24 protein-coding genes are annotated in these 22,892 nt (G+C 67.3%); 9 read left to right on the plus strand and 15 right to left on the minus strand.

What is annotated here, in order from left to right; genetic code table 11:
- Positions 1-9: 9 nt before the first annotated feature.
- From NA3_RS10025 to NA3_RS10035, 3 genes are all read right to left on the minus strand, one after another.
- Positions 10-873, minus strand: a complete 864-nt coding sequence (locus NA3_RS10025) for an LLM class F420-dependent oxidoreductase (RefSeq protein ID WP_062963270.1) — start codon at positions 871-873, stop codon at positions 10-12.
- A 155-nt stretch (positions 874-1,028) separates the two neighbouring features.
- Positions 1,029-1,463, minus strand: a complete 435-nt coding sequence (locus NA3_RS10030) for a PIN domain-containing protein (protein WP_062963271.1) — start codon at positions 1,461-1,463, stop codon at positions 1,029-1,031.
- Complete coding sequence (locus NA3_RS10035; RefSeq protein WP_084491416.1) at positions 1,460-1,699, minus strand: ribbon-helix-helix domain-containing protein; 240 nt, start codon at positions 1,697-1,699, stop codon at positions 1,460-1,462. The genes NA3_RS10030 and NA3_RS10035 overlap by 4 nt, the downstream gene beginning before the upstream one ends.
- A 105-nt stretch (positions 1,700-1,804) precedes the next feature.
- Here NA3_RS10035 and NA3_RS10040 point away from each other — a divergent pair, with 105 nt between their 5' ends.
- Together NA3_RS10040 and NA3_RS10045 are read left to right on the plus strand one after the other, a co-directional pair.
- Positions 1,805-2,395: an HdeD family acid-resistance protein gene (locus NA3_RS10040; protein WP_062963272.1), complete on the plus strand. Its 591-nt coding sequence runs from the start codon at positions 1,805-1,807 to the stop codon at positions 2,393-2,395.
- Positions 2,396-2,492: 97 nt separating this feature from the next.
- Positions 2,493-2,756 carry a GlsB/YeaQ/YmgE family stress response membrane protein gene (locus tag NA3_RS10045; protein ID WP_062963273.1) on the plus strand — a complete coding sequence of 88 codons (264 nt, stop codon included), beginning with the start codon at positions 2,493-2,495 and terminating at the stop codon, positions 2,754-2,756.
- Between the two features lie 55 nt (positions 2,757-2,811).
- Here NA3_RS10045 and NA3_RS10050 read toward each other — a convergent pair whose 3' ends face one another.
- The 7 genes from NA3_RS10050 to NA3_RS10080 all read right to left on the minus strand — a co-directional run bounded on the left by NA3_RS10050 (position 2,812) and on the right by NA3_RS10080 (position 10,706).
- Positions 2,812-3,855 carry an MCE family protein gene (locus NA3_RS10050; RefSeq protein ID WP_062963584.1) on the minus strand — a complete coding sequence of 348 codons (1,044 nt, stop codon included), beginning with the start codon at positions 3,853-3,855 and terminating at the stop codon, positions 2,812-2,814.
- 211 nt (positions 3,856-4,066) lie between these two features.
- Positions 4,067-5,275: a hypothetical protein gene (locus NA3_RS10055; protein WP_062963274.1), complete on the minus strand. Its 1,209-nt coding sequence runs from the start codon at positions 5,273-5,275 to the stop codon at positions 4,067-4,069.
- Between the two features lie 531 nt (positions 5,276-5,806).
- The gene (locus tag NA3_RS10060) at positions 5,807-6,157 is read right to left on the minus strand and encodes a hypothetical protein (RefSeq protein ID WP_062963585.1); all 351 of its coding nucleotides are present in this window, start codon (positions 6,155-6,157) and stop codon (positions 5,807-5,809) included.
- Positions 6,158-6,263: 106 nt separating this feature from the next.
- Positions 6,264-7,175, minus strand: a complete 912-nt coding sequence (locus NA3_RS10065; protein ID WP_084491417.1) for a short-chain dehydrogenase/reductase — start codon at positions 7,173-7,175, stop codon at positions 6,264-6,266.
- Positions 7,172-8,689: a flavin-containing monooxygenase gene (locus NA3_RS10070; protein WP_062963275.1), complete on the minus strand. Its 1,518-nt coding sequence runs from the start codon at positions 8,687-8,689 to the stop codon at positions 7,172-7,174. Before NA3_RS10070 ends, NA3_RS10065 begins: the two co-directional genes overlap by 4 nt.
- Positions 8,690-8,742: 53 nt before the next feature.
- Positions 8,743-9,834, minus strand: a complete 1,092-nt coding sequence (locus NA3_RS10075; protein ID WP_084491418.1) for a PDR/VanB family oxidoreductase — start codon at positions 9,832-9,834, stop codon at positions 8,743-8,745.
- On the minus strand, positions 9,831-10,706 hold the full coding sequence (locus NA3_RS10080) for a metal-dependent hydrolase (RefSeq protein ID WP_062963276.1): 876 nt from the start codon (positions 10,704-10,706) through the stop codon (positions 9,831-9,833). Before NA3_RS10080 ends, NA3_RS10075 begins: the two co-directional genes overlap by 4 nt.
- A gap of 119 nt (positions 10,707-10,825) precedes the next feature.
- On the opposite strand from NA3_RS10080, the gene NA3_RS10085 reads away from it, so the two are divergent.
- The 5 genes from NA3_RS10085 to NA3_RS10105 all read left to right on the plus strand — a co-directional run bounded on the left by NA3_RS10085 (position 10,826) and on the right by NA3_RS10105 (position 15,149).
- Entirely contained in the window at positions 10,826-11,488 is a 663-nt protein-coding gene (locus NA3_RS10085) for a TetR/AcrR family transcriptional regulator (protein WP_062963277.1), read from the plus strand.
- A gap of 130 nt (positions 11,489-11,618) precedes the next feature.
- Positions 11,619-12,974: a lanosterol 14-alpha demethylase gene (gene cyp51 / locus NA3_RS10090; RefSeq protein WP_062963278.1), complete on the plus strand. Its 1,356-nt coding sequence runs from the start codon at positions 11,619-11,621 to the stop codon at positions 12,972-12,974.
- Positions 12,971-13,807: an SDR family oxidoreductase gene (locus NA3_RS10095; RefSeq protein WP_062963588.1), complete on the plus strand. Its 837-nt coding sequence runs from the start codon at positions 12,971-12,973 to the stop codon at positions 13,805-13,807. Before cyp51 ends, NA3_RS10095 begins: the two co-directional genes overlap by 4 nt.
- Before the next feature lie 166 nt (positions 13,808-13,973).
- Complete coding sequence (locus tag NA3_RS10100) at positions 13,974-14,786, plus strand: RNA polymerase sigma factor SigF (protein ID WP_062963279.1); 813 nt, start codon at positions 13,974-13,976, stop codon at positions 14,784-14,786.
- A gap of 39 nt (positions 14,787-14,825) precedes the next feature.
- Positions 14,826-15,149: a hypothetical protein gene (locus NA3_RS10105; protein ID WP_062963280.1), complete on the plus strand. Its 324-nt coding sequence runs from the start codon at positions 14,826-14,828 to the stop codon at positions 15,147-15,149.
- 108 nt (positions 15,150-15,257) lie between these two features.
- Here NA3_RS10105 and mbp1 read toward each other — a convergent pair whose 3' ends face one another.
- Both mbp1 and NA3_RS10115 read right to left on the minus strand, forming a co-directional pair.
- Positions 15,258-15,512, minus strand: a complete 255-nt coding sequence (gene mbp1 / locus NA3_RS10110; protein WP_062963589.1) for a microaggregate-binding protein 1 — start codon at positions 15,510-15,512, stop codon at positions 15,258-15,260.
- 105 nt (positions 15,513-15,617) lie between these two features.
- The gene (locus NA3_RS10115; RefSeq protein WP_062963281.1) at positions 15,618-16,142 is read right to left on the minus strand and encodes a DUF6328 family protein; all 525 of its coding nucleotides are present in this window, start codon (positions 16,140-16,142) and stop codon (positions 15,618-15,620) included.
- 63 nt (positions 16,143-16,205) lie between these two features.
- Here NA3_RS10115 and NA3_RS10120 point away from each other — a divergent pair, with 63 nt between their 5' ends.
- Positions 16,206-17,261: an AraC family transcriptional regulator gene (locus NA3_RS10120; RefSeq protein ID WP_062963282.1), complete on the plus strand. Its 1,056-nt coding sequence runs from the start codon at positions 16,206-16,208 to the stop codon at positions 17,259-17,261.
- Positions 17,262-17,343: 82 nt separating this feature from the next.
- A complete protein-coding gene (locus tag NA3_RS10125; protein ID WP_062963283.1) occupies positions 17,344-19,044 on the plus strand; it encodes an FAD-dependent oxidoreductase in 1,701 nt (566 codons plus the stop codon).
- On the opposite strand, the gene NA3_RS10130 is transcribed toward NA3_RS10125, so the two are convergent.
- The 3 genes from NA3_RS10130 to NA3_RS10140 all read right to left on the minus strand — a co-directional run bounded on the left by NA3_RS10130 (position 19,041) and on the right by NA3_RS10140 (position 22,868).
- On the minus strand, positions 19,041-20,843 hold the full coding sequence (locus NA3_RS10130) for a glycoside hydrolase family 15 protein (protein ID WP_062963284.1): 1,803 nt from the start codon (positions 20,841-20,843) through the stop codon (positions 19,041-19,043). The genes NA3_RS10125 and NA3_RS10130 overlap by 4 nt on opposite strands.
- A 99-nt stretch (positions 20,844-20,942) precedes the next feature.
- Positions 20,943-22,472: a catalase gene (locus tag NA3_RS10135; protein WP_062963285.1), complete on the minus strand. Its 1,530-nt coding sequence runs from the start codon at positions 22,470-22,472 to the stop codon at positions 20,943-20,945.
- Positions 22,473-22,544: 72 nt separating this feature from the next.
- Positions 22,545-22,868, minus strand: coding sequence for a hypothetical protein (locus NA3_RS10140; protein WP_227995337.1), 324 nt, complete (start codon positions 22,866-22,868; stop codon positions 22,545-22,547).
- Between the last annotated feature and the right edge of the window lie 24 nt (positions 22,869-22,892).

A 22,892-nucleotide genomic window follows, 5' to 3' on the forward strand; every position in this document is an offset into this window, starting at 1 on the left:
GTGACCGTCTCACAGTGAGCGCAGACGCGGCACCAGCTCCGCCGCACGTTCGGCGTATTCGACCGGATTCCGGTCCGGCATGATGTCGAATTGCGTAATTCCCAGCGCCGCATAGCGTTCGGCGTCGGCGACGAAGGCGTCGGGATCGTCGACGACCGGGCCCAGATAGGTGGCGGTCTTGCGGATCGCGTCGTAATCGCGCCCCTCGGCCGCGCAATGGGCGCGCAGCACATCGAGTTTGTGCGTGACGTCCTCGGGCGAGGAGGCGAACAGATTGCACGCGTCGGCGTAGCGGGCGACCAGCAGCAGCGTCTTCTTCTCACCGCCCCCACCGATCAGGATCGGCGGCCGCGGACGGCTCAACGGCGCGGGTACGCACAATGTTTCGTCCAATCGGTAGTGCGCGCCGCGATACGGGCCGTTGTCGTCGCTCCACATCTGCAGGCAGATCTGCAGCGTCTCCTCGAGCCGTTCGAAGCGCACCCCCATCGGCACCAGCGGCACGCCCAGCCCGCGCTGCTCCCGCTCGTACCAGGAGGCGCCGATGCCGAGCTGCGCCCGCCCGCCCGACAGCACATCGAGGGTGGTGACGATCTTGGCGAGCAGACCGGGGTACCGGTACATCACGCCGGTCACCAGTACCGCCAGGCGCATCCGCTCGGTCAGCGCGGCCACGTACCCCAGGGTCGTATAGGCCTCGAGCATCGGCTCCTCGGCCACCCCGGCGTGTTCCATCTGGAAGTAGTGATCCATCACCGTGAATTCGGTGAAACCGCCCTCCTCGGCGATCCGCGCGGTCTCCGCGATGGCGCCCGCGGTGCGAGCCGGATCGGCGGGAGTGGAGAAGTTCCAGTAGTGCAGACTCAGTTCCATGACGCCTCGATTCTGCGCAGCGGTGGACAGGTGTCGATACCCGCACACAGCCTATCCATCACCACGGCACCACCGGCGTCGCGCGCCACGGGCGGCGTGAATCCGTTGCGGCCGTTGCCTATTCGAAGGCGGATCGATGAGCCTGCGCCGGTGGGTCACAAATCGAACGGGAGAATCCGGAAGGACCGCATGCCGGGCGACAACGGCTCGATCGCGCGGAAATCCCGCTGGTCGAGGGTGAGGATCCGATCGGTCTTGTACCTGTCCGCAAGAACGACACCGACCGCGTCGGCCAAATCGAGCCGCAAACCCTCGTACTTCTGCCGGACGGACTGAGCCGCGACAACATCGGCAGGCTTCAACTCCGCCAACCGGTATTGACCTTCGGTCATGCGATCGGCCAACGCGTCCACAACCTGCATCGCGGCGGAAAAGTCCAGGTCGCGGTGGATCAAATGGTCCAGCTCGGTGAGAACCAGAGGTGAGATCGCCAGGATTTCTCTGTCCAAAATTTCGGCGATGCGCGGCTGTTCGGGCTGGTCTGCATCGAATCCAGCGAACAGCGCCGAAGTATCCGCGACGATGATCACCGCCGGGCCGCTCGCTCTTTGATATGGGCGTGAATGTCGTCATCCATGGAGGCCGCATCACGGACGCGCCCACTCCGAAAGACCGGCAGCGCTCGCTTTTTCGGGAGACCGGACGTCTCCAGCAGTTGCCGGATGGCGGTCCGGATCAACTCCGCCTTACTGACGCCGGTGGCCGCTGATACGGCGTCGAGACGCATCTCCAAGTCCTCCGGAAGGTACACGGTGGTCTTGTTCATGCCATATATGGTACCACCCGTCCGGCGCCAGTCACTTACGCACCGTAACTCGTTCGATACTGGTTAATTGCCCGCTACCGTGTTCACTGGACTTATCCTGCCCACATGACAACCAGCAAAGAGGGAGTATACGTGGGGCCATTGCACCAATTGGCCCGTGGCGCATGGCAATCATTGCTGGTCATCGGCCTGCTGTCGGTGATCGTCGGGATTATCGTGCTCGTCTGGCCCGGTCCGACGCTCGCCGTGGCCGGCATCCTGTTCGGCGTCTACCTGCTGATCTCCGGGATTCTGCAGTTGATCGCCGCCTTCGGCCCGCACGTCAGCACCGGCTACCGGGTACTGACTCTCATCAGCGGCATCCTGTCGTTCATCCTCGCCTTCTTCGCCTTCCGCAGTATCGGCAACTCGCTGGTGCTGCTGGCCCTGTGGATCGGCATCAGCTGGCTTTTCCGCGGCATCGCCGCCATGGTCGCGGGAGCCGAAGCGCCGCAAGGGGTTCCGGGCCGCGGCTGGGCGATCTTCTTCGGCGTCCTGTTGTTGATCGGCGGTATCGCACTGGTGGTCTGGCCCATCCACTCGATCACCGTGCTGGCGCTGGTCGTCGGCTGGTGGCTGATCTTCATGGGCGTGATGGAGATGATCTACGCATTCGAAGTCCGCAGCGTGGCCAAGAAGACTCCTGCCGAGCTGTGATCGGCCGGTACGGCCCTTCGCCAACATGCGCCTGCGGACCGGGCCTTTCCCCTGCTACGGTCGGGTCCCCTACAGGTTGCCCGCAAGGAGATTCACCATGGGTATCATCACGATGATCATCATCGGCCTCATCGCCGGTGCGATCGCTCGCCTCCTGGTTCCCGGTAAGGAGAACTTCGGCTGGATTCTGACCATCGTGCTAGGCATCGTCGGCGGTTACGTCGGCGGGACCCTGGGCAGTCTGGTCTTCGCCCCGCACAAGTTCAGTGTCCACCCACCCGTCCAGCACACCTTCCTCGGCGCGATCGTCGGTTCCGTGATCATCCTGCTCATCTACAAGGCGATCCGCAGTCGCGTCTGAGCGCATACGACACGGGCCCGGCTCCCTCGGGAGCCGGGCCCGTTGCCGTCTCGGGTCAGGGCCGGCAGACCGCCGACTGGGAATGTCCGCCGATCTGCGAAAACAGCCCGCGCGGGAACAGGATTCCGTACAGCGAGACGTCGAGGGAACACAGATAGGCGGTGGCGTAGGTGCCGTCCGCGGTGAACTTGCCGACGTCGGACAGGATTCCGGGCAGATCGATCGCGGCCTGATCCAGTTTCGCGCCGTTGTCGATCAGCAGCGTCAGCGCGTCCCGAGTGGAGTTCTGCGCCGGAACCAGTTTCGGCTGCACCTGCGAGACCATCGCCACCAGACTGTCCGTGGCGGTGGCGATCCGGACCGTCGAGGCCAGCAGCGATTGCCCTTGGTCGTAGAGTCCGCTGATCAGCGCCCGGGTCTGAGTGATCAGGGTTTCCAGTTCGCCGCTGCGCCGGGCCAGACCCGACATCACGCCGGACAGGTTGGTGATGATGTCTTTCAGGATCGCGTCGCGACGCTCGAAGTCCGACGCCAATGCGGCGGCCTGGGTGATGAAGGCGGACAGTGATACGCCGTCGCCCTGCAGCGCCTGGATCAACGTCGTCGACAGGTCGTTCACCTGTTCCGGGAGCAGATTCTCGAACAGCGGCTGAAAGCCGTTGAGAAAGGCCGAGATATCGAAGGACGGCTCGGTGTGCTCCAGCGGAATTCGCCCACCGGCCGCGAGCACGTGCGCATCCGGCGCGGTACCGGGCGCCAGCGCGAGGTAGCGCTGACCGATCAGGTTCTGATAGCGGACCAGCGCCTTGGTATCGGAGTAGAGATGCTGATCGCGCTGCACCTCGAAGGTCACCTTCGCCAGATGCTTGTTGGTCTGGGGGTTGACGTCGAAGCCGATCGCGGTGACCTTGCCGACCCGCACGCCGGCGATCCGCACGTCGTCGTTGGGCCGCAATCCGAGCACATCGCTGAAGATCGCCGAATAGCGGTCGGTCGGGCCGCTCACGGTGCGCGCCAGGGTATTCCAGATGACCACCGTGACCAGAATCGAGACGATGGCGAATGCGCCGAACCCGAGTGCCTGCTTGCGGATGCTCATCGGCACCCGGAACCACGGACGAGCAAAACCACGCCTCCTCGAACTTCACACGAAACCCGAAACGCCGGCAATGATTGCGCTGACCGCAGGCACTGTAGTCGGAGGCGCCCGATTGTGACCCGAGCCACGCCGGTCGGAGACGACAACAGCCCGGCGCTGATCGCGCCGGGCTGTTGTGCGGACGGTACGAGGGGACGTACCGGAGTCTGGATCAGTCCACGATCGAGCCGTTGGAGGCCGCGCGCTGCTTCGCGGCGCGGGCCGCCCTCCGCTCGGCACGCATCTGCTCGAGCTCCTGCTCGAGGCTGTCCGCGATGCGGAACTGGCCGGTGTCGTAGGCACTCAGCGGATCGGAGTCGTCGTCGGAGGCATCGGATTTCGCGGGCTTGCTCGCCTTGCCGTCGGCGACCGAATCCGCCGCATCGGTATCGGACCGGCGGCTCGAGGACTTCTTCGGGGTCCAGATATCCGGTTCGACAATGGGATCGACCGTCTCCACCGTGCGCGCGGATTCGGCGGCCGGCGCGTCGGCAGTAGTGGTGGTGTCGCCGGCGCCCGGCAGCGCGGCCATCGGGGCCGGACGGGTGTCGGGCGCGGCCTGCCGGATGAAGCTGACGAAGGTCGGCATGCTGCGGCGAATCTGTTCGGCCGGGTCGGGCAGATCGCGGATCTGATCGGTGGCCTGGGTGATGGCCTGGCCGTAGCGCTGGCTGGCCGCGTCGTGCACCAGCAGCGCCACACCGATCATCACCGGTGCCACGGCGTGTACGCCGACGTTGTACCAGTCGCCACTGCGCAGGTACGGGTAGGTGTTGAGGCCGACGGTCAGCGCCAGCAGGGCCAGTTCGGCGAGCGCGACCTGACGGCGGCTCTCCAGGATGCCCCATTCGGCGACCTTGTTGGTGCCGATCATGATGATGACCAGGCAGACGCTGATCATTCCTTCGAGCAGGTAGCTGAACCAGTACAGCGGGTCGGTGGGGCCACCGGGCGCGATGTTGTGCTGCACGTTGACCGCCGACCACAGCATGCCGGCGATGACCACACCCGCGAGAGCGCGCATCGACCAGGCGCGATGCCGGTACAGCGACGCCACCTTCGCGTGCGGGCTGGATTCTCGTCTCTGCGCCGCAATTGCCTTGCGGGCCATCAACAGATCTCGCATATCGGCCTTCGCGATCGCTTCGGAGGTCTGCCTGGCGCGGTCGGACGTCGAAGCCGCCGCCTGTACATTTTTCCAGCGCTGTTCGCGTTCCTGCTCGCGGATCTTCTCCGCGAGTTCACGTTCGGCCTGCAGCTCGTTCTCGGAGAGGGCCTCGGTCAGCGCGGGATCGAACTGGTACGCAAGCCGCCCGCGGGCCTTCTCGACCCGTCGCGCGAGCTGCCTGACCTCATCTTCTCCCGGGTGTTCGACGGTCAACTAGACCACCGCCCGGTGAGATACGGTGGCCGGCAAGTGTTCACGAAGTGGGAACGGCACATGCCATTCATAGTCGATGAACCGCCATCTGCGAAACTGCGGATTAGCCCCAATGCCAGACTTATTCGGCGTGTCGCGCGCGGCACGCCGATTCGGCGTGTCGCAATGGGCTGCGCGGCAGCGTGTTTCACCTGGTTCGGACCGAGCAGGTAACTGCTTCGGCCGCGGCGGAGATCCGGACCCCAGGTGCAGATTCGAGCCGTGGGGTGGAGACTCGGGGCCGCGGCGCCGGGAGCTCAGGCCGCGAGGCGAAGACTTCAGACCGCAGCGGCAGGGGCCCAGAGCGGAAACTCGGACCGCGGCGGCAGGGGCGCTCAGGCCGCGGGGTGGAGACTCCAGACTGCGGCGGCGTTCAGCCCTCGGAGCGGACACTCAGACCTGCGGCGGCAGGAGCCCAGGCCGCGGGAGCGGAGACTCGGAGCGCGGCGGCGGCGCAGGCCGGGGGCGGAGACTCGACCGGGCGTGGGGGGCTCAGGCCGCGGCGGCCCGCGCCAGCATCCGGCGCACCTCGTCCGGATCCTCCACGTCGACGACGATCCGGCTGAATTCGGTGCCGGTCAGCTCGATCCGCACCCCGCGTCCGTCGAAGCGGGTATCCCAGAACTCCTTGCGGCCTTTGCCGCGGAAGACACCGGCCGCGATCACGCCCGGGAAGAAGGTGCCCGGCGCGCGCATCCACGGCGGCCGGAGATCCACCTCGGCGGGCGCGACGACGGCGATGTGGGACAGATCGAAGCGCACCCGTTCGCACAGCGAGAGCAACCGGTGGGTGCCACGAACATGGACGGTGACCGTCGTACCCGTGATCTCGATATCGACCATCGCACACCTCATCTCGCCGAGTGGGTCCTCGGGATCCATGGTGCCGAGCGGTCCTGATCGGAATCTGTGCCGATCCTTTGAAATCTCTCAGATTTGCGAGCCCGGATTACCGCTCGCGATCTGCGAGGATGCGCTGTTCGAGTCGCTGCGTCAGCGAACGCACCCGCTCGTCGACGCTCAGCTTGTGGTCGAGGGCCACGTTCACCGCGCCCCGCAGCAGGGCGTACGGCTCCCACCCCGCGGGCGCCACGGTGCGCGCGGACCGGCGTTCGATGCCACCGGCGATCACCTCGGCGGCCCGCCGGGCGGTGATGCGCTGATTCAGCGGCCAGGGCAGCAGCGCGCCGAATTCGGCGCCCAGTTCGTCCTCGTCCAGGGTGTCGTGGGTCATCGCCGTCTCCACCACACCGAAATAGGCGATTCCGGCGGAGGCGCCCGTTCCGCCGAGTTCCACCCGCAGCGCGCGGCCGAGTTGTTCCACCCCGGCCTTGCTCACCATGTACGGCGAACCGCCCATACCGGGAGCGAACGCGGCACACGAGGAGACCACGACGACGTGGCCGTGCGCGGCGATGACGTCGTCGAGCGCGGGCTGGATGGTGTTGAAGGCGCCGGTGAGGTTGATCGCCAGCACCCGGTCGAAATCCTCGGGATCGAGCAGCCGCACGGTGGCCGGGCGCGGGACCACGCCGGCGTTGGCCACCACCACATCGATGCGCCCGAAATTCTCCCGCACCTGTCCGACGGCCAGCCGCATTCCCTCCCGGTCGGCCACGTCGACGGTGATCGCGACGGCCCGGATGCCCAGTGCGGACGCACTCGCACGGACGGCCTCGGCGTCGATATCGAACAGCGCGACGTAGGCGCCGCGGTCGTAGAGCCGCCGGGCCAGCTCGTAGCCGATGCCGGCGGCGCCGCCGGTGATGATCACGACCTTGTCGGCCACGTCGAATCGCTCGCCCCCGCCGATGACCGGGGCCAGCAGCGTGCGCACCATATCGAACGGTCCTGTGATCATCGGATACTGCTCATCTCCGCGGTGGTCGACTCCGGCGCGTGGCGCGACAGCAGGTAGGAGTCCGCGTCGAAACTCGCTACCCGGCGGCGGTATTCGAAACTCCAGTTCGGGTACAGCCCGGCGTTCTCGCCCTTGTCGGTGGTGTAGTAGCTGTCGCAGCCGCCGCCCAGCCACACGGTATCGCGACTACGCCGCCGCATCTCGTCGAGGAAGCGGTCCTGCACCGAGGCTCGGACCTCGACACGGTCGACAGCGTTGTCGCGCAGGGTTTTCAGCGCGTCGACGATATAGGCGATCTGCGATTCGATCATGAAGATCGCGGACTGGTTCCCCGCGGCGCCGAACGGTCCCAGAGTCAGGAACATATTGGGGAAACCCGCGATCGCCGCACCCAGATAACTGCTGGGCCGGCGGCGGTAGTGGTCGGCCACGGTCAGTCCGCCGACGCCCTCGATCCGCTCGTACAGTTTCGGTATCGCACCGAACCCGGTGCCCCAGACGATGGTGTCGATCGGGTACTCCGCACCGTCGGCGGTGACGATCGACTCGGGACGGATTTCGGCGATCGACTCCGTCACCACCTCCACGTTGTCGCGGGTGAGGGCCGGATAGTACGCATCGGAGAAGATCGCGCGCTTGCAGCCGATCATGTAGTCGGGGGTCAGTTTCCGCCGCAGGGCAGGATCGCCGACCTGGCGGCGCAGCTGCATCCGCGACAATGCCTGGAACGGATGGCGGAAGCGGCGGTCGACGAATCCGACCAGGCCGAAACTCTCGATTCCCGCGTAGTAGGCGCCCCGGAGCGCGGTGCCCAGCAGCGGTAGCCGGCGCAACAGTGCGCGCTCCACGCCGAGCGTGGGCCGATCCAGGCGGGAGACGATCCACGGGGCCGAGCGCTGGAAGACCGTGAGCCGTCGCACCTTCGGCGCGATCTCGGGGATGAACTGCACCGCCGAGGCGCCCGTGCCGATCACGGCGACACGCTCGCCGGTCAGGTCGTGCTCGTGGTTCCAGTGCAGCGAGTGGAACTGGGTGCCGCGGAAAGTCTCGCGCCCCGGCATATTCGGAATTTTCGCCTCGCTGAACGGGCCCACCGCCGAGATCAGCACATCGGCGCTGAGGACTCCCCGGTCGGTGCGCACGAGCCACCGCCGCCGCCCTTCGTCCCACCGCGCGCGCTCTACGGCGGTGCCGAAGCGCATATGCCGCACGACATCGTGGCGTTCGGCGACGTCGCGCAGATAGCCGAGGATTTCGGGCTGGCGTCCGTAGGTGCGCGACCAGTCGGGATTCGGCGCGAAAGAATAGGAGTAGAGGTGCGAGGGCACATCGCAGGCGCAACCCGGATAGGTGTTGGCCTGCCAGGTGCCGCCCAGATCGCCGGCGCGTTCGAGAATCAGGAAGTCCTCGAATCCGGCCGCGCGCAACGACACCGCGAGGCCGATTCCGGCGACTCCGGCGCCGATCACCGCGATCGGCGTGTGTTCGGCGGGGGCGCTCTCGGATACTGCCATCGTCGAATTCCTTTCGGTGCGGGCGTCGTTGCCCGAAACAACCGGTCTCGTACTCACAGATCGAGTTCGAGAGTGTCGCCCGCCGCGCGGGAGACGCAGGTGAGCATGGTCGTCTCGCGTTCGGCGGGACTCAGCCGCCGATCGCGATGGTCGACAGCGCCGGCGTGCACGGTCACCGCGCAGGTACCGCAGAAGCCCTGCCGGCACGAGTAGGCGACATCGGGCAGGACCCGGCCGATGGCCGCGAGTGCCGATTCGTCGGCGGCCACGTCCACCGTGTGACCGCTGCGCCGCAGCCGGATCCGGAACGGACGGCCGTGCTGCACCGGCAGCGGCGAGAACCGTTCGGTGTGGACCGAAACGGTCGGCTCGTGGGCGGCGTCGGTGTCCAATGCTGCGGCCATCAGCGGTGGCGGACCGCAGACGTAGATCGCGGTGCCGCGCGGTACGTCGGCCAGAATCAGATCGAGATCGGCGACACCGCATTCGTCGTCGGGCCGGATCTCGAGCCGTCCGCCGCGATGGACCGACAGCTCGTCGAGGAACGGCATCGTCGCCCGGCTGCGGCCGAGATAGACCAGCCGCCAATCGATTCCGCGCCGTTCGGCGTCGGCCACCATCGGCAGCAGCGGCGTGATGCCGATACCGCCGGCCACGAAGACGTAGTGCGGGGCATCGACATACCCGAAGGCGTTGCGCGGCCCGCGCACGCGCAACCGGTCCCCCACCGCCACGTCGCGATGGATCTCGGCGGATCCACCGCCGCCGTCGGGCAGGTGGCGCACGGCGATGCGATAGCTTCCGCGGTCGGCCGGGTCTCCGTTGAGCGAATACTGCCGCTGACGACCGGAGGGCAGCAGCACATCGATGTGGGCGCCCGGAACCCAGCGCGGCAACCGCGCGGCGTAGGGTGCGACCAGGGTCAGCACGACCACATCCGAGGCCTGCGTCTCGCGCCGGGCCACGATCAGCTCGCGTTCGAAACCGCTGCGCCGCACCGGATTCGGTCGCGACAGCAGATCGAGGGGTGGCTCCGTGGTGACGCCGCGCCGATACAGGTCGAAGACCGCGCCGACCGCCCGCAGCGGCAGCGACGGCCGATATCCCGGCCGCTCGGCGGCCACCGGGTACGCCGCCGCCGTCACCGCCGGCCCTCGCGCGCGGCCGGCGATTGCGCGAGATAGCGCAGCGCGTTGTCCATGCTCCCGAGCTGGGAGGGATGGAATCCGGGCCGCAGATACCGCGGAATCTCGGTCAGGAAGGTCGACATCCGCGGCACCACGCCGCGCGCGGAGGCGCTGAGAAATTGCAGCGGCCAGAACCGCCCCTTGCGGGGATCGGGATCCTTGCCGAACAGATAGCCGCCCGCGATCACGAACAGCACCAGCAGCGACGAGCTGGCCAGCACGGCCGTGCGGGCCTTGCGCAGGTAGCCGCCGTCGACGTGCATGTACGCGTCGTAGACCACGCTGCGGTGTTCGACCTCCTCCGCGCCGTGCCAGCGGATCAGGTCCAGCATCGCCGGATGCATGTTCTTGGCCTCGAGCACGTCGTTGGTCAGCAGCCACTCGCCGATGACGGCGGTGTAGTGCTCCATCCCGGCGAACAGGCCCAGCCGCTCACACAGCCACTCGTGTTTGGCGCGGCCGGTCAGGCCGTGATCACCGAGCAGGCGATCGACCAGCCAGGCCACCGTCTCCACCATCGGGGCCACGTCGAGCCCGAGCGATTCCAGGTGGCGGCGCGCCTGCGCGTGCGAGCTGGCGTGCTGATTCTCCTGGCCGATGAAGCCCTGCACCTCTTCGCGCAGGCGCTCGTCGTCGATATAGGGCAGCGCTTCGGCCAGGGCCGCGGCCATCGCGCGTTCCCCCTCCGGGAGAACCAGATGCATCACATTGATGATGTGGGTGGCCATGACCTCGCCCGGAATGTAGTGCATGGGGACGGAGTCGAAATCGAATCGCACATCGCGAGCCCTGATCGCGTGGGCTTGGTCGTCGTAGACCGAGGTGTTCATGGCGCGTCCTTGCGGGTGGTCGAAGCGATGCTCCGACCGTAATGTTGACATCACTAGATGTCAACAGCGGTCGATGTCAACAAAACGCCTCGTCACCGCCCCCCGGTAGCATCACCGCCATGGCCGATTCGCCGCACACTCCGAAAACGGGCAGCCGCCCCTGGCGTGGACGCGAACCGGCGGACCGCATCGCCGCACGTCGCGAACGGCTGCTGCAGGCCGGTTACGAACTCATGGCCGGCGTCGGCGCCGCCGAGACCTCCATGCGCGGAGTATGCCGACAGGCCGGGCTCACCGAACGTTATTTCTACGAGAGTTTCGCCAATCTCGACGATTTGACGACCACCGTCCTCGAGAACACCGTCGAACAGTGCCGGGATCGGCTGCTCGCCGCGCTGGCCGACGCGCCCGAGGACCGGGACCTGCTGTTCGGTCACGTGGTGCGCGCGTTCACCGATTTCCTGACCGAGGACCCCCGGCGTGGGCGGATCCTGTTCGTCGAATCCATCGCCACCCCGGCACTGACCCGGCGCGGCAGCGAACTGGTCGCGGTGATCACCGGGCCGATCGCCTCGGTGATCGCCGCCGACGACACCGACACACCGGCTCCCGACGAGACCGACACGACGCTCAACGCGATGGCCATCTTCGGTGCGCTCGCCTACTGCTATCGCCCGTATCTGATCGGCGACATCACCATCGACCGGGAGCGGTTCGACAACCACGCCGCCGCGATCATCCGGCAGCTCAGCACCGTGCGCTCGGCGCCGGTTCTGCGCTGAACACCTCCCGCCCACACCCCGGTGGCGGCACCGCTCGAAACGGTGCCGGACCTTGCCTCGTCCACCCTTCCGTAGTAGCGTCCAGACACGTGTCCATCAACGATGGATCCGGAATGCGGAAGGATTTCTCATGACGTTGGTCAAGCCGCGGCAGGTCTCCGGGGGCGAACACGAGCACGGCCACCTCGAAGAGTTCCGCACCGATCCGATCGCGCTGATGCAGCGGGTGCGCGCGGAGTGCGGCGATGTGGGCGCGTTCCGGCTGGCCGACAAGGACGTCATCCTGCTCTCCGGCGCCGAGGCGAACGAATTCTTCTTCCGCGCGGCCGACGAGGATCTCGACCAGGGCGCCGCCTACCCGTTCATGAAGCCGATCTTCGGTGACGGCGTGGTCTTCGACGCCAGCCCCGAGCGCCGCAAGGAGATGCTGCACAACCAGGCCCTGCGCGGTGACTTCATGCGCGGGCACGCCGAAACCATCGCGCACGAGGTGCACCGGATCGTCGAAGGCTGGGGCGACGAGGGCGACATCGACCTGCTCGAGTTCTTCGCCGAGCTGACGATCTACACCTCCTCTGCCTGCCTGATCGGCAAGAAGTTCCGGGAGGAACTCGACGAGCGGTTCGCGCACCTGTATCACGAACTCGAACGCGGCACCGACGCGCTGTGCTACGTCGATCCCTACGCGCCCATCGAGAGCTTCCGCCGCCGCGACGAGGCGCGGGCGAAACTGGTCGAACTGGTCCAGGAGATCATGAACGGCCGCATCGCGAACCCGCCGCAGGGTAAAGAGGATCGCGACATGCTCGACGTGCTGGTCTCGATCCGCGACGAACAGGGTGAGCTGCGGTTCTCCGCCAGCGAGATCACCGGCATCTTCATCTCGATGATGTTCGCCGGCCACCACACCACCTCCGGCACCGCGGCCTGGACGACCATCGAACTGCTGCGCAATCCCGAGGTGCTGGACCGGGTCGTCGGCGAACTCGACGAGCTCTACGCCGACGGCCAGGACGTGAGTTTCCATGCGCTGCGCCAGATTCCGCACCTCGAGGCGACGATCAAGGAGACGCTGCGGCTGCATCCGCCGCTGATCATCCTGATGCGCGTCGCGCGCGGCGAATTCGAGGTGTGCGGGCACAGCATCGCACCGGGCGATCTGGTCGCGACCACACCGGCGGTCTCCAACCGGATCGCCGAGGACTTCCCCGACCCCGACCGCTTCGACCCGGGCCGCTACGTCGATCCGAACCAGGCGGATCTGGTGAACCGCTGGACCTGGATCCCGTTCGGCGCCGGACGGCACCGCTGCGTCGGTCAGGCGTTCGCGCTCATGCAGTTGAAGGCGATCTTCTCGATCCTGTTGCGGGACTGGGAATTCGAGATGGCGCAGCCCTCCGACAGCTATCGCAACGACCATTCCAAGATGGTGGTGCAGCTGCAGCAGCCGTGCACGGTCCGGTACCGGCGCCGGCGGCGCGGGTGAGCGCGGCGCGGCTTCCGGGCACGGTGGTGGCCGTCACCGGTGGCGCGCGGGGCATCGGCTGTTCGATCGCCGAGCATCTGCGCGACGCCGGTGCGCGGGTGGTGCTCGGCGATATCGACACGGCCGCCGTCGCCGCGACCGGATCGCGGCTCGGCGCCGCGGCGGCCCTGGCGCTCGACGTGACCGATCCGGCCTCGTTCGCGGACTTCCTCGCGAAGGCCGAGACCGCGGCCGGCCCCGTCGACGTCTTGATCAACAATGCCGGCATCATGCCCGTCGGCCGCTTCACCGGCGAATCCGACACCATCACCCGCCGCATCCTCGAGGTCAATGTGCTCGGGGTCATGAACGGCACCAAAGCCGCACTGCCGCAGATGCTTTCGCGCGGACGCGGTCATATCGTGAATATCGCGTCGCTGGCCGGGGAAAACCCCACGCCCGGTATGGCGACCTATTGCGCGAGTAAACAGGCGGTGCTCGGCTTCACCGAGGCCATGCGGCTGGAATGCCGCGGCAGCGGGGTGCACTTCTCGGCGGTGTTGCCGACGTTCACCCGCACCGAACTGATCGCCGGAACCAAGGCGCCGATGGGCCTGCTGGCCGAACCCGAGGATGTCGCCCGGGCGGTGACGCGGCTGATCGCGCGACCGCGGCGCCGGGTGACCGTGACCCGGGCGGCCGGGGTGGCGATGGCGTTCAACAAGCTCACTCCGCGCGCGTTCGGCGAATTCACCGCCCGCCGCATGGGCGTGCACCGAATATTCACCGACGAGGTCGATCGGGCCGCCCGCGCGGACTACGACCGGCGGGTCGGCAACACGCCGGAAGGCTGAAACCGCAAAATTCCGGCCGCTGCCGGATATATTCGAATCGGCATACGCCCTGGTCATCGCCCGGAAATCGGCGAATATTCCGGCGTGCGTCCTTCGACGTCTTTTGAGAGCCGCACCAACGGGTACCCAATCTGGGTCGGATTCAGTTGGAAGCGAGGTATCTCGAATGACACATGAACCGATCGCCCGTCGTGCCGAAACCGCCGCACGCCACGGTGCCAACAGTTACGACAACATCGAACCCTGGTTCGAGAAACTGGCCGCTCTGGATCATGCCGATCCGCATCGGGAGTCGGTCCGAGCGGAAATCATCGAACTCTGCCTGCCGCTGGCCGAGCATATCGCTCGGAAATTCGCCGGCCGCGGCGAGACGTTCGACGATCTGCACCAGGTGGCGAGGCTCGGTCTCGTCCTGGCCGTCGATCGATTCGACCCGGCACGGGGAAATTCCTTCCTCTCCTTCGCCGTGCCGACCGTGATGGGCGAGGTTCGCCGTCACTTCCGCGATTACACCTGGTCGACCCGGGTACCGCGCGCCGTCAAGGAATTGTGGCTGCGCATCGGCCCGACGACCGAACATCTGGCTCACGAACTCGGGCGAATGCCCACGGCCCGGGAGCTGTCCGACGCTCTCGACGTCGACGGGCCGCAGGTGGTGCAGGCCATGATCGCCGGCAACGCCTACCAGCCGAACTCCATCGACGCCGTCGTCGACACCGACGACGGCGCGATCATGGACAAGCTCGGCGCCGAGGAACAGTGTTACCAACTGACCGAGGACGCGATGGCGGTTCGCCCGCTCATCGACGCGTTGCCCAGCCGGGAACGCAGAATTCTGATCATGCGCTTCTTCGAATCCAAGACGCAGAATCAGATCGCCGAGAAACTGCAGATCTCCCAGATGCACGTCTCCCGCATTCTGTCGCGCACGCTGAAAAGTCTTCGGCAGCAGGCGCTCTGCGAGCCGCAGCCGACGTAGTGATCGAACCACCAGTCCGCACGACCGAAAGGTGTAGTCATGCCCAAGGAATGGTCTTCCAAAGAAGAACGCCAATACGAACATGTGAAATCCTCGGCCCGGAAACGGGGTGAGAGCAAAGGCCGCGCACAGGAAATCGCCGCACGCACGGTCAACAAGAATCGCGCGCAGGCGGGCAAAACCCGCACCGCGAGCCGGAGTTCCACCAACGATATGTCGCCGCAGCGCCGCGGTGGCCAGCGGTCCGGAAAGGGTTCCCAGGGACCGACCCGCGATCAGCTCTACAACGAAGCGCGCCAACGCAATATCAAGGGCCGGTCGAAGATGACCAAGAAACAGCTCGCCAGCGCGTTGGGCCGGTAATACCTGCGCGACACGCGAATCCGATTCTCGCGCAATACCGTACCGAACGAAGAAAGGGTGCCCGGTCGATTCGGCCGGGCACCCTTTCGGTCGGTTCCTCCGTTACCGTCAGGAGCCGCCGTTGCCCTGGTAGGCCTGCTGCCGCTTTTCCTCCACACCGGCTTCCGCACGGTGCTTCTCGGCTTCGGCCTCCTTCTGAGCGGCCTCGCGCTGCGATTCGGCGCGGCTCTGCTGGGCCTTGCCCTCCTCGCGCAGCTCGTCCTTTCCGAATACCTGGCCGGCGGCTTCCTTGGCCTTACCCTTCGCGCCTTCCACGACGCCTTCGAGGCCTTCGCGGCCTCCGCCCTTCTCGTGCTCCGACAAGGGATTCACCTCCAACACGTCGAAATCACTGACATCGGGCGCGATACCCGGCGACCCCGGCACGAAACGCCCGCCGACCGCTATTTCGGGCCGCTGTGGGCGTCCTCACCGCGTCTCGGGGCCGCGTCGGCGCTCCCGCCAGGGATGGGCGAACCAGGTCAGCAGAAACAGCGCCGCGAAGCACACACCGATGACGGTCGCGGCGACCGCACCGGCGACGGTGTCGAAGATCAGCACCGCGACGCCGGTGAGCGCGATGCCGAGCAGCGCCAGCCCGACCAGTGCGAAGGTGTGCGCGGTCCGCACCACGTTGCCCAGGCGATGCTGCCGAAACAGGATGCGGTGTGCGGCGACCGGCGCGATCAGGAAGACCGTCGCCGCGATAGAGGCGGCCACGACCGCCAGATACACCCCGCGCATCGGGGTGGACACCGTGGTGAACCTGGCCTGGAACGGCAGCGTCAGCAGGAAGCCCGTCAGCAGCTGCACGCCCGTCTGCACCACCCGCAGTTCCTGGATCAGGCTGGTCAGATTGCGGTCCAGCTGTTCGGTTTCCGTCTCACCACGGACCTCGCGGTCCCATTCCCGATCGCGGTCTTCCCGGCCGCCGGCGGACTGCACCTGCTCCATCCGACAACCCTATCCCCGGCGGATCGTCCCGAGTGATCAATAGTTTCGGCCATACTGGTGCCCATGCACACCGTCGAGGCACCCGAGGTCCGCACCTGGAATTTCCCCCGCGGGATCGCCAGCGTCGCGGTGATGATCGGATTCGCCGCCGAGCACGGGGTGGACAGGGCGCGCTTGCTCGCCGGATCCGGTATCGCGCCGGCCACACTCGGCGATCCGGGTGCCCAGATCCCGGCCGAGGCCGAACTGGCGGTGGTGCGCAATCTGGTCGCCGCACTCGGCGAGATCCCCGCGCTCGGCGTCGAGGTCGGGCGGCGGTACCGGCTGAGCACCTTCGGCATCTTCGGCTTCGCCTGCGTCACCAGTCCCACACTGCGCGAGGCGATTTCGCTGGCCATGCGGTACTATCGGCTCGGATTCGCCTTCTGCACACCGATCGTCGAATACCGGCGCGACGATGTGATCGCCTGGATCCATCACGAACTCATCCCGCCGGATGTGCAGACCTTCCTGGTGGAGCGCGACATCGTCGCCATGCATCGGGTGATGGCCGACCTGCTCGGCCACGATTTCTCTTTCGCCCGGATGGAATTCGGTTACGACGAACCGCCGTACGCCGACCGGCTCGAGGCGGTGCTCGGCGCGCGACCGCGCTTCGGGCGCGCGCACACCATGTTCACCGTCGCGCCGGAGATCCTGTCCCAGCCGCTGCCCCAGGCGAATCAGCAGACGTGGGCGGTCTGCATCGCCCAGTGTCGTGACCTGGTCCAGCGCCGCAGCGCGCGCACGGGTATCGCGGCCGAGGTACGGGAGCGATTGCTGCCCGGCAGCGGCGCGACCGGGATCACCACCCCGCCGCCGATCGAGGCGGTCGCCCGTGAGCTCAACATGAGTGTGCGGACGCTGCGCCGCCGCCTCACCGAGGCCGGGACCAGTTATCGGGCGCTGCTCGACGAGGTGCGCCGCGCACTCGCCCAGGAGATGCTCTCGGGTACGCCGCTGACCATCGACGACATCGCCATCCGGCTCGGCTACGCGGAGGCGACGCCGTTCATCCATGCCTTCAAACGCTGGACCGGCACCACCCCGGCCGCCTACCGGCGTGACCGGAACTATTGATTTTCTGGCCGTCGATCTCTGCGTTCGCCCCCTGATCTGCCCCTACGGTACGTGGGGACGATCCGGACGAAAGGGCGCGGCGATGGGGTTCGACTACGACGTGGTAGTCATCGGGTCGGGATTCGGCGGCAGCGTGAGCGCGCTGCGCCTGACCGAGAAGGGCTACCGGGTCGGCGTCCTCGAAGCAGGCCGCCGCTTCGCCGACCACGAATTCGCGAAGAACTCCTGGCGAGCGCGGCAATTCCTGTGGGCGCCGCGCCTGGGATGTTTCGGCATCCAACGCCTGACCCTGCTGAAGAACACCTTCATCATGAGCGGCGCCGGTGTCGGCGGCGGCTCGCTGGTGTATGCGAACACCCTCTACGAACCACCCGCGAAGTTCTTCGCCGACCCGCAGTGGGCCCACATCACCGACTGGCGCGCCGAACTGGCACCGCACTACGACCAGGCCGAACGCATGCTCGGCGTCACCACGAATCCGGCGACCACGACCTCGGACCGGGTGCTGCGCGAGGTGGCCGAGGAACTGGGTGTCGGGGAGTCGTTCCGGCACACTCCGGTGGGAGTTCTGTTCGGCGGCAACGGCACTCGCGCGGGACAGGAGGTGCCCGACCCCTACTTCGGTGGTGCCGGCCCCACCCGGCGCACCTGCACGCACTGCGGCGAATGTATGACCGGATGCCGTCACAACGCCAAGAACACGCTGGTGAAGAACTACCTGTATCTCGCCGAGAAGGCCGGGGCCACCGTTCATCCGCGCACCACCGTGGTCGATGTGGTGCCGCTGTCGTCGGGCGGGTACCGCGTCGACACCGTCCGCACGGGGCGCTGGATTCGCACGGCGCGCCGCAGCTTCACCGCCGAACAGGTGATCTTCGCCGCGGCCGCACTGGGAACGCAGCGGTTGCTGCATCGGCTGCGCGACCGCGGTTCGCTGCCGCACATCTCCGCGCGGCTCGGCTATCTGTCGCGCACGAATTCCGAAGAGCTGCTGTCGATCCGGAGCCGTCGATCCGACACCGATTTCACCAAGGGGGTGGCCATCACCTCCTCGATCCATCCCGACGCCGACACCCATATCGAACCGGTGCGCTACGGCAAGGGCAGCAACGTGCTGTCGCTGATGACGACGGTGATGTACGACGAGGACGGCGCCACCTCGCCCATCCGGCTGTGGTTGCGGGAGAATTGGCGGCGCCGCCGCGATCTGGCGAAGGTGCACAACCCGCGCCACTGGTCGGAACGCATGATCGGCCTGCTGGTGATGCAGTCGGTGGACAATTCGCTCACCACCTACACCGAGCGCGGCCTGTTCGGCCGCCGGATGACCACGAAACAGGGTGAGGGACAACCGAATCCGACGTCGATTCCGGCCGGGCACGAGGTCGCCCACCGGGTGGCCGACAAGATCGACGGCATCGCGACCGCCGGCATCACCAGCCTGTTCGGCATCCCGATGACCGGACATTTCATCGGCGGCTGCGTGATCGGCGATTCACCGGAGACCGGTGTCGTGGATGCCTATCAGCGCGTGTACGGCCATCCGGGCCTGCACATCGTCGACGGCTCGGCGATTTCGGCGAATCTCGGCGTCAATCCGTCGCTGACCATCACCGCACAGGCCGAACGCGCGCTGGCGCTGTGGCCCGACAAGGGTGAGCCGGATCAGCGGCCGGCGCTGGGTGCGCCCTATCGGCGGCTGGCCCCGGTCCCGCCCAAGGCGCCCGTTGTTCCCGCCGATGCGCCCGGTGCGCTGCGGTTGCCGATCGTCGATATCACCTAGTCCGCCCGGTCCGCGCTCGCCACCACCGCCTCGGGTGGCAGCTCGGGCGCGAGCGGCCCGAGCCGCAACGAGGATTCCAGCAACATCGCGTGCACGAACGCCTGCGGCAGATTGCCGCGCAGCTGCCGCTGGGTGACATCGAATTCCTCGGCGAACAGCGCCGGGGTGCCGCACGAGGCGCGGTTGCGTTCGAAGAAGCGCATCGCGGTCACCGGGCGGTCGAGCTGGGCGGCCGCCATCGCCATGGTGAAGCCGCACAGCAGGAACGCGCCTTCGGTCACCTCGAGCGGGCGATCGTCGTGGCGGTAGCGGTAGACGCAGTAATCGGTGGTCAGATCCCGCTGCACCGCCGAGAAGGTGGCGGCGTAGCGCGGATCGCCGACCGGTATCGCACCGCGGATCAACGGCAACATCAGCGCGGCGTCCACACCTGGGCGGTCGGGGGCGCGCTGCCAGCGGCCGGTCGGATGCACGCCCGTGCGGGCCGCCTCGGCCACCAGCGAATCGGCCAGCGCACTGCAATAGGCGGTATCGGCGCCGGTGTCCGGGCAGGCCGCGACCGCGCGCAACCCGGCCGCGCAGACCAACCGGGAATGGGTCCACAGCCGATCCTCGATCTCCCAGATACCGGCGTCGGGGCGGTGGTGGTTGGCCGCGATCGCCGAGACGGCGACATCGACCGCGCGACGATGATCGCCACCGAGCCGGCCGCGACGCGCGGCCGCGGCGAACAACAACAGCGTCTCGCCGAAGGTGTCGAGCTGGAACTGCCCGCGCACCCGGTTGCCGATCACCGGCCGGGCGCCCGGGTATCCGGGGAGATCGACATCGCGCACCGGCGGCACGCTCTTCCCGTCGACGGTATAGGCCGGCGCCAGGGCGGGACCGTCATCGAGCAGCCGGGCGGCGGTGAAGCCGACCGCGTCGTCGAGCAGCGGGTGCGGACCGGCGACGGCGATCGCCTGCCCGGCCATGCATTGATCGCGGATCCAGACGTAGCGGTAGTCGTAGTTCTCGCCCTGGTCGGCGCGTTCGGGCAGGCTGGTGGTGGCGGCCGCGACCATGCCGCCGGTATCGGCGGTCATCCCGCGCAGGACCGCGAACGCGTGGGCGCTGTCGCGGGGTGCGGCGCTCGCGCCGAAATCCGGGCGGTCGCGCCGCCAGGCGTTTTCCGTTGTCTCCCAATAGGTGTCGGGGTCGGGAAGCTCGCCGGGCAGGGTGTGGTCGGACAGTTCCAGGATCAGATCGTGACAGCTCCCCGCCGGAATCTCGAGGTGATCGGTCCACCCGCGGTCGGGCCCTCGCGGATCGAGCTCGGCCTTCGGCGCGCCGGTCCAGCGCAGCCCCAGCGCGCCCGCACGAGCGGTCCACACCCCGTCCTGGCAGCGCGGCCGCCGCACCGACTCCGCGCCGAACCGCGCCACCGGGCGCAGCACCACGTCGACCTCGGCGTCCTGCTGGACCGCCACGATCCGCCGCATCAGGACCGCGCGATGCCGGTCACCCGGAAAGGCCAGCGCCTCGCGGCATTCGATCACCGCCGACCCGGACAGCCAGCGCGAACGCCAGATCAGCGTGCCCCGTTCGTAGTAGCCGCCCCACACGAACCGGCTCGCGGGGGTGACCGCGTACATTCCGGATCCACCGAGCAGGGAGGCGAACACCGCATCGCCGTCCCAGCCGGGCAGGCACATCCACGAGATGTCGCCGCGCGGCCCGACCAGGGCGCCGCGCTGACCGTCGGCGATGAACGAGTACTCCCGCAGGACGTGGGGGGCGGCAGCGGAATTCGCGATCATGGCCGGGAAATACCACGAGCGCGCACGGTTAACCGCCCGCTCGCCCCTCGGCCCGGGCAGCTCCCAGCCGAGGGGTTCGCGTTCGTTCCGACGGTTCGATCAGGCCTTCCGCTGTGCGGACGACCGGGCGGGATTGCTCTGACCGGCCGCTTTCGGATCCTTCTCGTCCTGTTTGGCCCGGACGCCGGATTCCACCCGGTCGCCCAGATCCTTGTCGACATTGCGCCAGTATTCGAAGGCTCGCGCGAGGACCGGCTCGGACACACCTTTGAGCAGATGGCCGACGATGTTGTCCACCAACCGTTCTCGCGCCGCGTCATCGAGGACCTGGCGGACCAGTGTGCCCGCCTGACCCCAATCGTCGTCGTCGCGGCGCAACGTGTACGCCTCGCGCACCATTTCGCCGTCGGTGTACCAGCCGGCGGTCGGACCGGCCCGGCCCGGTTCGGCGTGCGGGCCGCCCTTGGAATTCGGCACGTAGACCGGGTCGCCCGGATTGTGGTGCCGCATGTGGCCGTCCTTGGTGTAGGAGTGCGACGGCGACTTCGGGGCGTTGACCGACAATTCCTTGTAGTTCGCGCCGATCCGGTAGCGGTGGGCGTCCGGATACGAGAACCACCGGCCCAGCAGCATCTTGTCCGGGCTCGGTCCCGTCCCCGGCACCGCGCTGCTCGGCTCGAAGGCGGCCTGTTCGATCTCGGTGTGATAGTCGGACGGGTTGCGGTTCAACGTCATCCGGCCGACCTCGTAGAGCGGATAGTCGCCGTGCGGCCACACCTTGGTCAGATCGAACGGGTTGAACCGATAGGTCTTGGCCGCCTCGAACGGCATGATCTGCATCTTCAGCGTCCAGCTCGGGTAGTCCCCGCGCTCGATCGCCTCCCACAGATCCCGGGTGTGATAGTCGGTATCCATGGCGGCCATCTGATCGCCCTCGTCCTGGGTGAAGAACTCCACACCCTGGTCGGTGATGAAGTGGTACTTGACCCAGTGCTTCTCGCCCTCGGCGTTGACCCACATGTAGGTGTGGCTGGAATAGCCGTTCATGTGGCGCCAGGTGCGCGGGATACCGCGATCGCCCATCAGCCAGGTGACCTGGTGGGCCGACTCCGGCGACAGTGTCCAGAAGTCCCACTGCATATCGTGATCGCGTAAGTTGTTGTCGGCCCGGCGTTTCTGCGATCGGATGAAGTCCTGGAACTTCATCGGATCGCGGACGAAGAAGATCGGGGTGTTGTTGCCGACCAGGTCGAAATTGCCGTCCTCGGTGTAGAACTTCAACGCGAATCCACGCGGATCACGCCAGGTGTCCGGGCTGCCCCGCTCGCCGGCCACGGTGGAGAACCGGGCCAGCATCTCCGTTTTCGCGCCGGGCTGGAACACCTTCGCGCAGGTGTAGGCGCTCATGTCCTGCGTGGTCTCGAAGACGCCGAACGCGCCGCCGCCCTTGGCGTGCGGCTGGCGTTCGGGGACGCGTTCGCGGTTGAACGCGGCCATCTTCTCGATCAGATAGGCGTCGTTGAGCAGGATCGGGCCGTCGGGACCTATGGTCAGCGACTCTTCGTCGCTGGCCACCGGGATTCCGGCGTCGTCGGTGGTGAAACCGCCGGCGCGAGTCTTCTCGACCATCTCTCTCCTCTCCCGGACCGGATCGGTGCGGCGGTCTCGCCCCGCGGCGAACCCGCGGCGGGCACATGCTGATCAGTGCCCCTGTCGCTGGTGCGGCTCCCACTGATCGCGGTTCTGTGTCCGCTTGCTCTCGAGCGCGATCCACGTCACACCGCCGATGAGACATACCGCGCACACCACCCCGGCCACGATCGCCCATCCGCCGAAGCCGTATCCGGCGGCGGTCAGCGCGAGCGCCAGCGCGACGAAACTCAATGCGCACAGCACGATGCCCGGAATGTTGTACGTGTCCTCGATTCCCTCACCGGCATGCTTGCGCGGCGCTCGCAGCATCCGCCGCCGCTGCACCTGCTCCTGCGATGTGCTTCCACGCGCCATCCGCGGGTCCGTCATCATGGCACCTCCGTTTCCCGGTGTCGG

It is taken from the genome of Nocardia africana NBRC 100379 (assembly GCF_001612635.1).
Lineage (GTDB): Bacteria > Actinomycetota > Actinomycetes > Mycobacteriales > Mycobacteriaceae > Nocardia > Nocardia africana.

What these genes read in the sequence shown, in the direction of transcription:
- NA3_RS10045 (WP_062963273.1), top strand. Translation starts at nt 2,493, where the DNA reads ATGGGTATCATCACGATGATCATCATCGGCCTCATCGCCGGTGCGATC.
- NA3_RS10120 (WP_062963282.1), top strand. Translation starts at nt 16,206, where the DNA reads ATGCACACCGTCGAGGCACCCGAGGTCCGCACCTGGAATTTCCCCCGC.
- NA3_RS10135 (WP_062963285.1), bottom strand. Translation starts at nt 22,472, where the DNA reads ATGGTCGAGAAGACTCGCGCCGGCGGTTTCACCACCGACGACGCCGGA.
- NA3_RS10125 (WP_062963283.1), top strand. Translation starts at nt 17,344, where the DNA reads ATGGGGTTCGACTACGACGTGGTAGTCATCGGGTCGGGATTCGGCGGC.
- NA3_RS10025 (WP_062963270.1), bottom strand. Translation starts at nt 873, where the DNA reads ATGGAACTGAGTCTGCACTACTGGAACTTCTCCACTCCCGCCGATCCG.
- cyp51 (WP_062963278.1), top strand. Translation starts at nt 11,619, where the DNA reads ATGACGTTGGTCAAGCCGCGGCAGGTCTCCGGGGGCGAACACGAGCAC.
- NA3_RS10065 (WP_084491417.1), bottom strand. Translation starts at nt 7,175, where the DNA reads ATGATCACAGGACCGTTCGATATGGTGCGCACGCTGCTGGCCCCGGTC.
- NA3_RS10100 (WP_062963279.1), top strand. Translation starts at nt 13,974, where the DNA reads ATGACACATGAACCGATCGCCCGTCGTGCCGAAACCGCCGCACGCCAC.
- NA3_RS10035 (WP_084491416.1), bottom strand. Translation starts at nt 1,699, where the DNA reads ATGAACAAGACCACCGTGTACCTTCCGGAGGACTTGGAGATGCGTCTC.
- NA3_RS10040 (WP_062963272.1), top strand. Translation starts at nt 1,805, where the DNA reads ATGACAACCAGCAAAGAGGGAGTATACGTGGGGCCATTGCACCAATTG.
- NA3_RS10070 (WP_062963275.1), bottom strand. Translation starts at nt 8,689, where the DNA reads ATGGCAGTATCCGAGAGCGCCCCCGCCGAACACACGCCGATCGCGGTG.
- NA3_RS10130 (WP_062963284.1), bottom strand. Translation starts at nt 20,843, where the DNA reads ATGATCGCGAATTCCGCTGCCGCCCCCCACGTCCTGCGGGAGTACTCG.
- NA3_RS10080 (WP_062963276.1), bottom strand. Translation starts at nt 10,706, where the DNA reads ATGAACACCTCGGTCTACGACGACCAAGCCCACGCGATCAGGGCTCGC.
- NA3_RS10050 (WP_062963584.1), bottom strand. Translation starts at nt 3,855, where the DNA reads ATGAGCATCCGCAAGCAGGCACTCGGGTTCGGCGCATTCGCCATCGTC.
- NA3_RS10085 (WP_062963277.1), top strand. Translation starts at nt 10,826, where the DNA reads ATGGCCGATTCGCCGCACACTCCGAAAACGGGCAGCCGCCCCTGGCGT.
- NA3_RS10115 (WP_062963281.1), bottom strand. Translation starts at nt 16,142, where the DNA reads ATGGAGCAGGTGCAGTCCGCCGGCGGCCGGGAAGACCGCGATCGGGAA.
- NA3_RS10060 (WP_062963585.1), bottom strand. Translation starts at nt 6,157, where the DNA reads ATGGTCGATATCGAGATCACGGGTACGACGGTCACCGTCCATGTTCGT.
- NA3_RS10140 (WP_227995337.1), bottom strand. Translation starts at nt 22,868, where the DNA reads ATGATGACGGACCCGCGGATGGCGCGTGGAAGCACATCGCAGGAGCAG.
- NA3_RS10105 (WP_062963280.1), top strand. Translation starts at nt 14,826, where the DNA reads ATGCCCAAGGAATGGTCTTCCAAAGAAGAACGCCAATACGAACATGTG.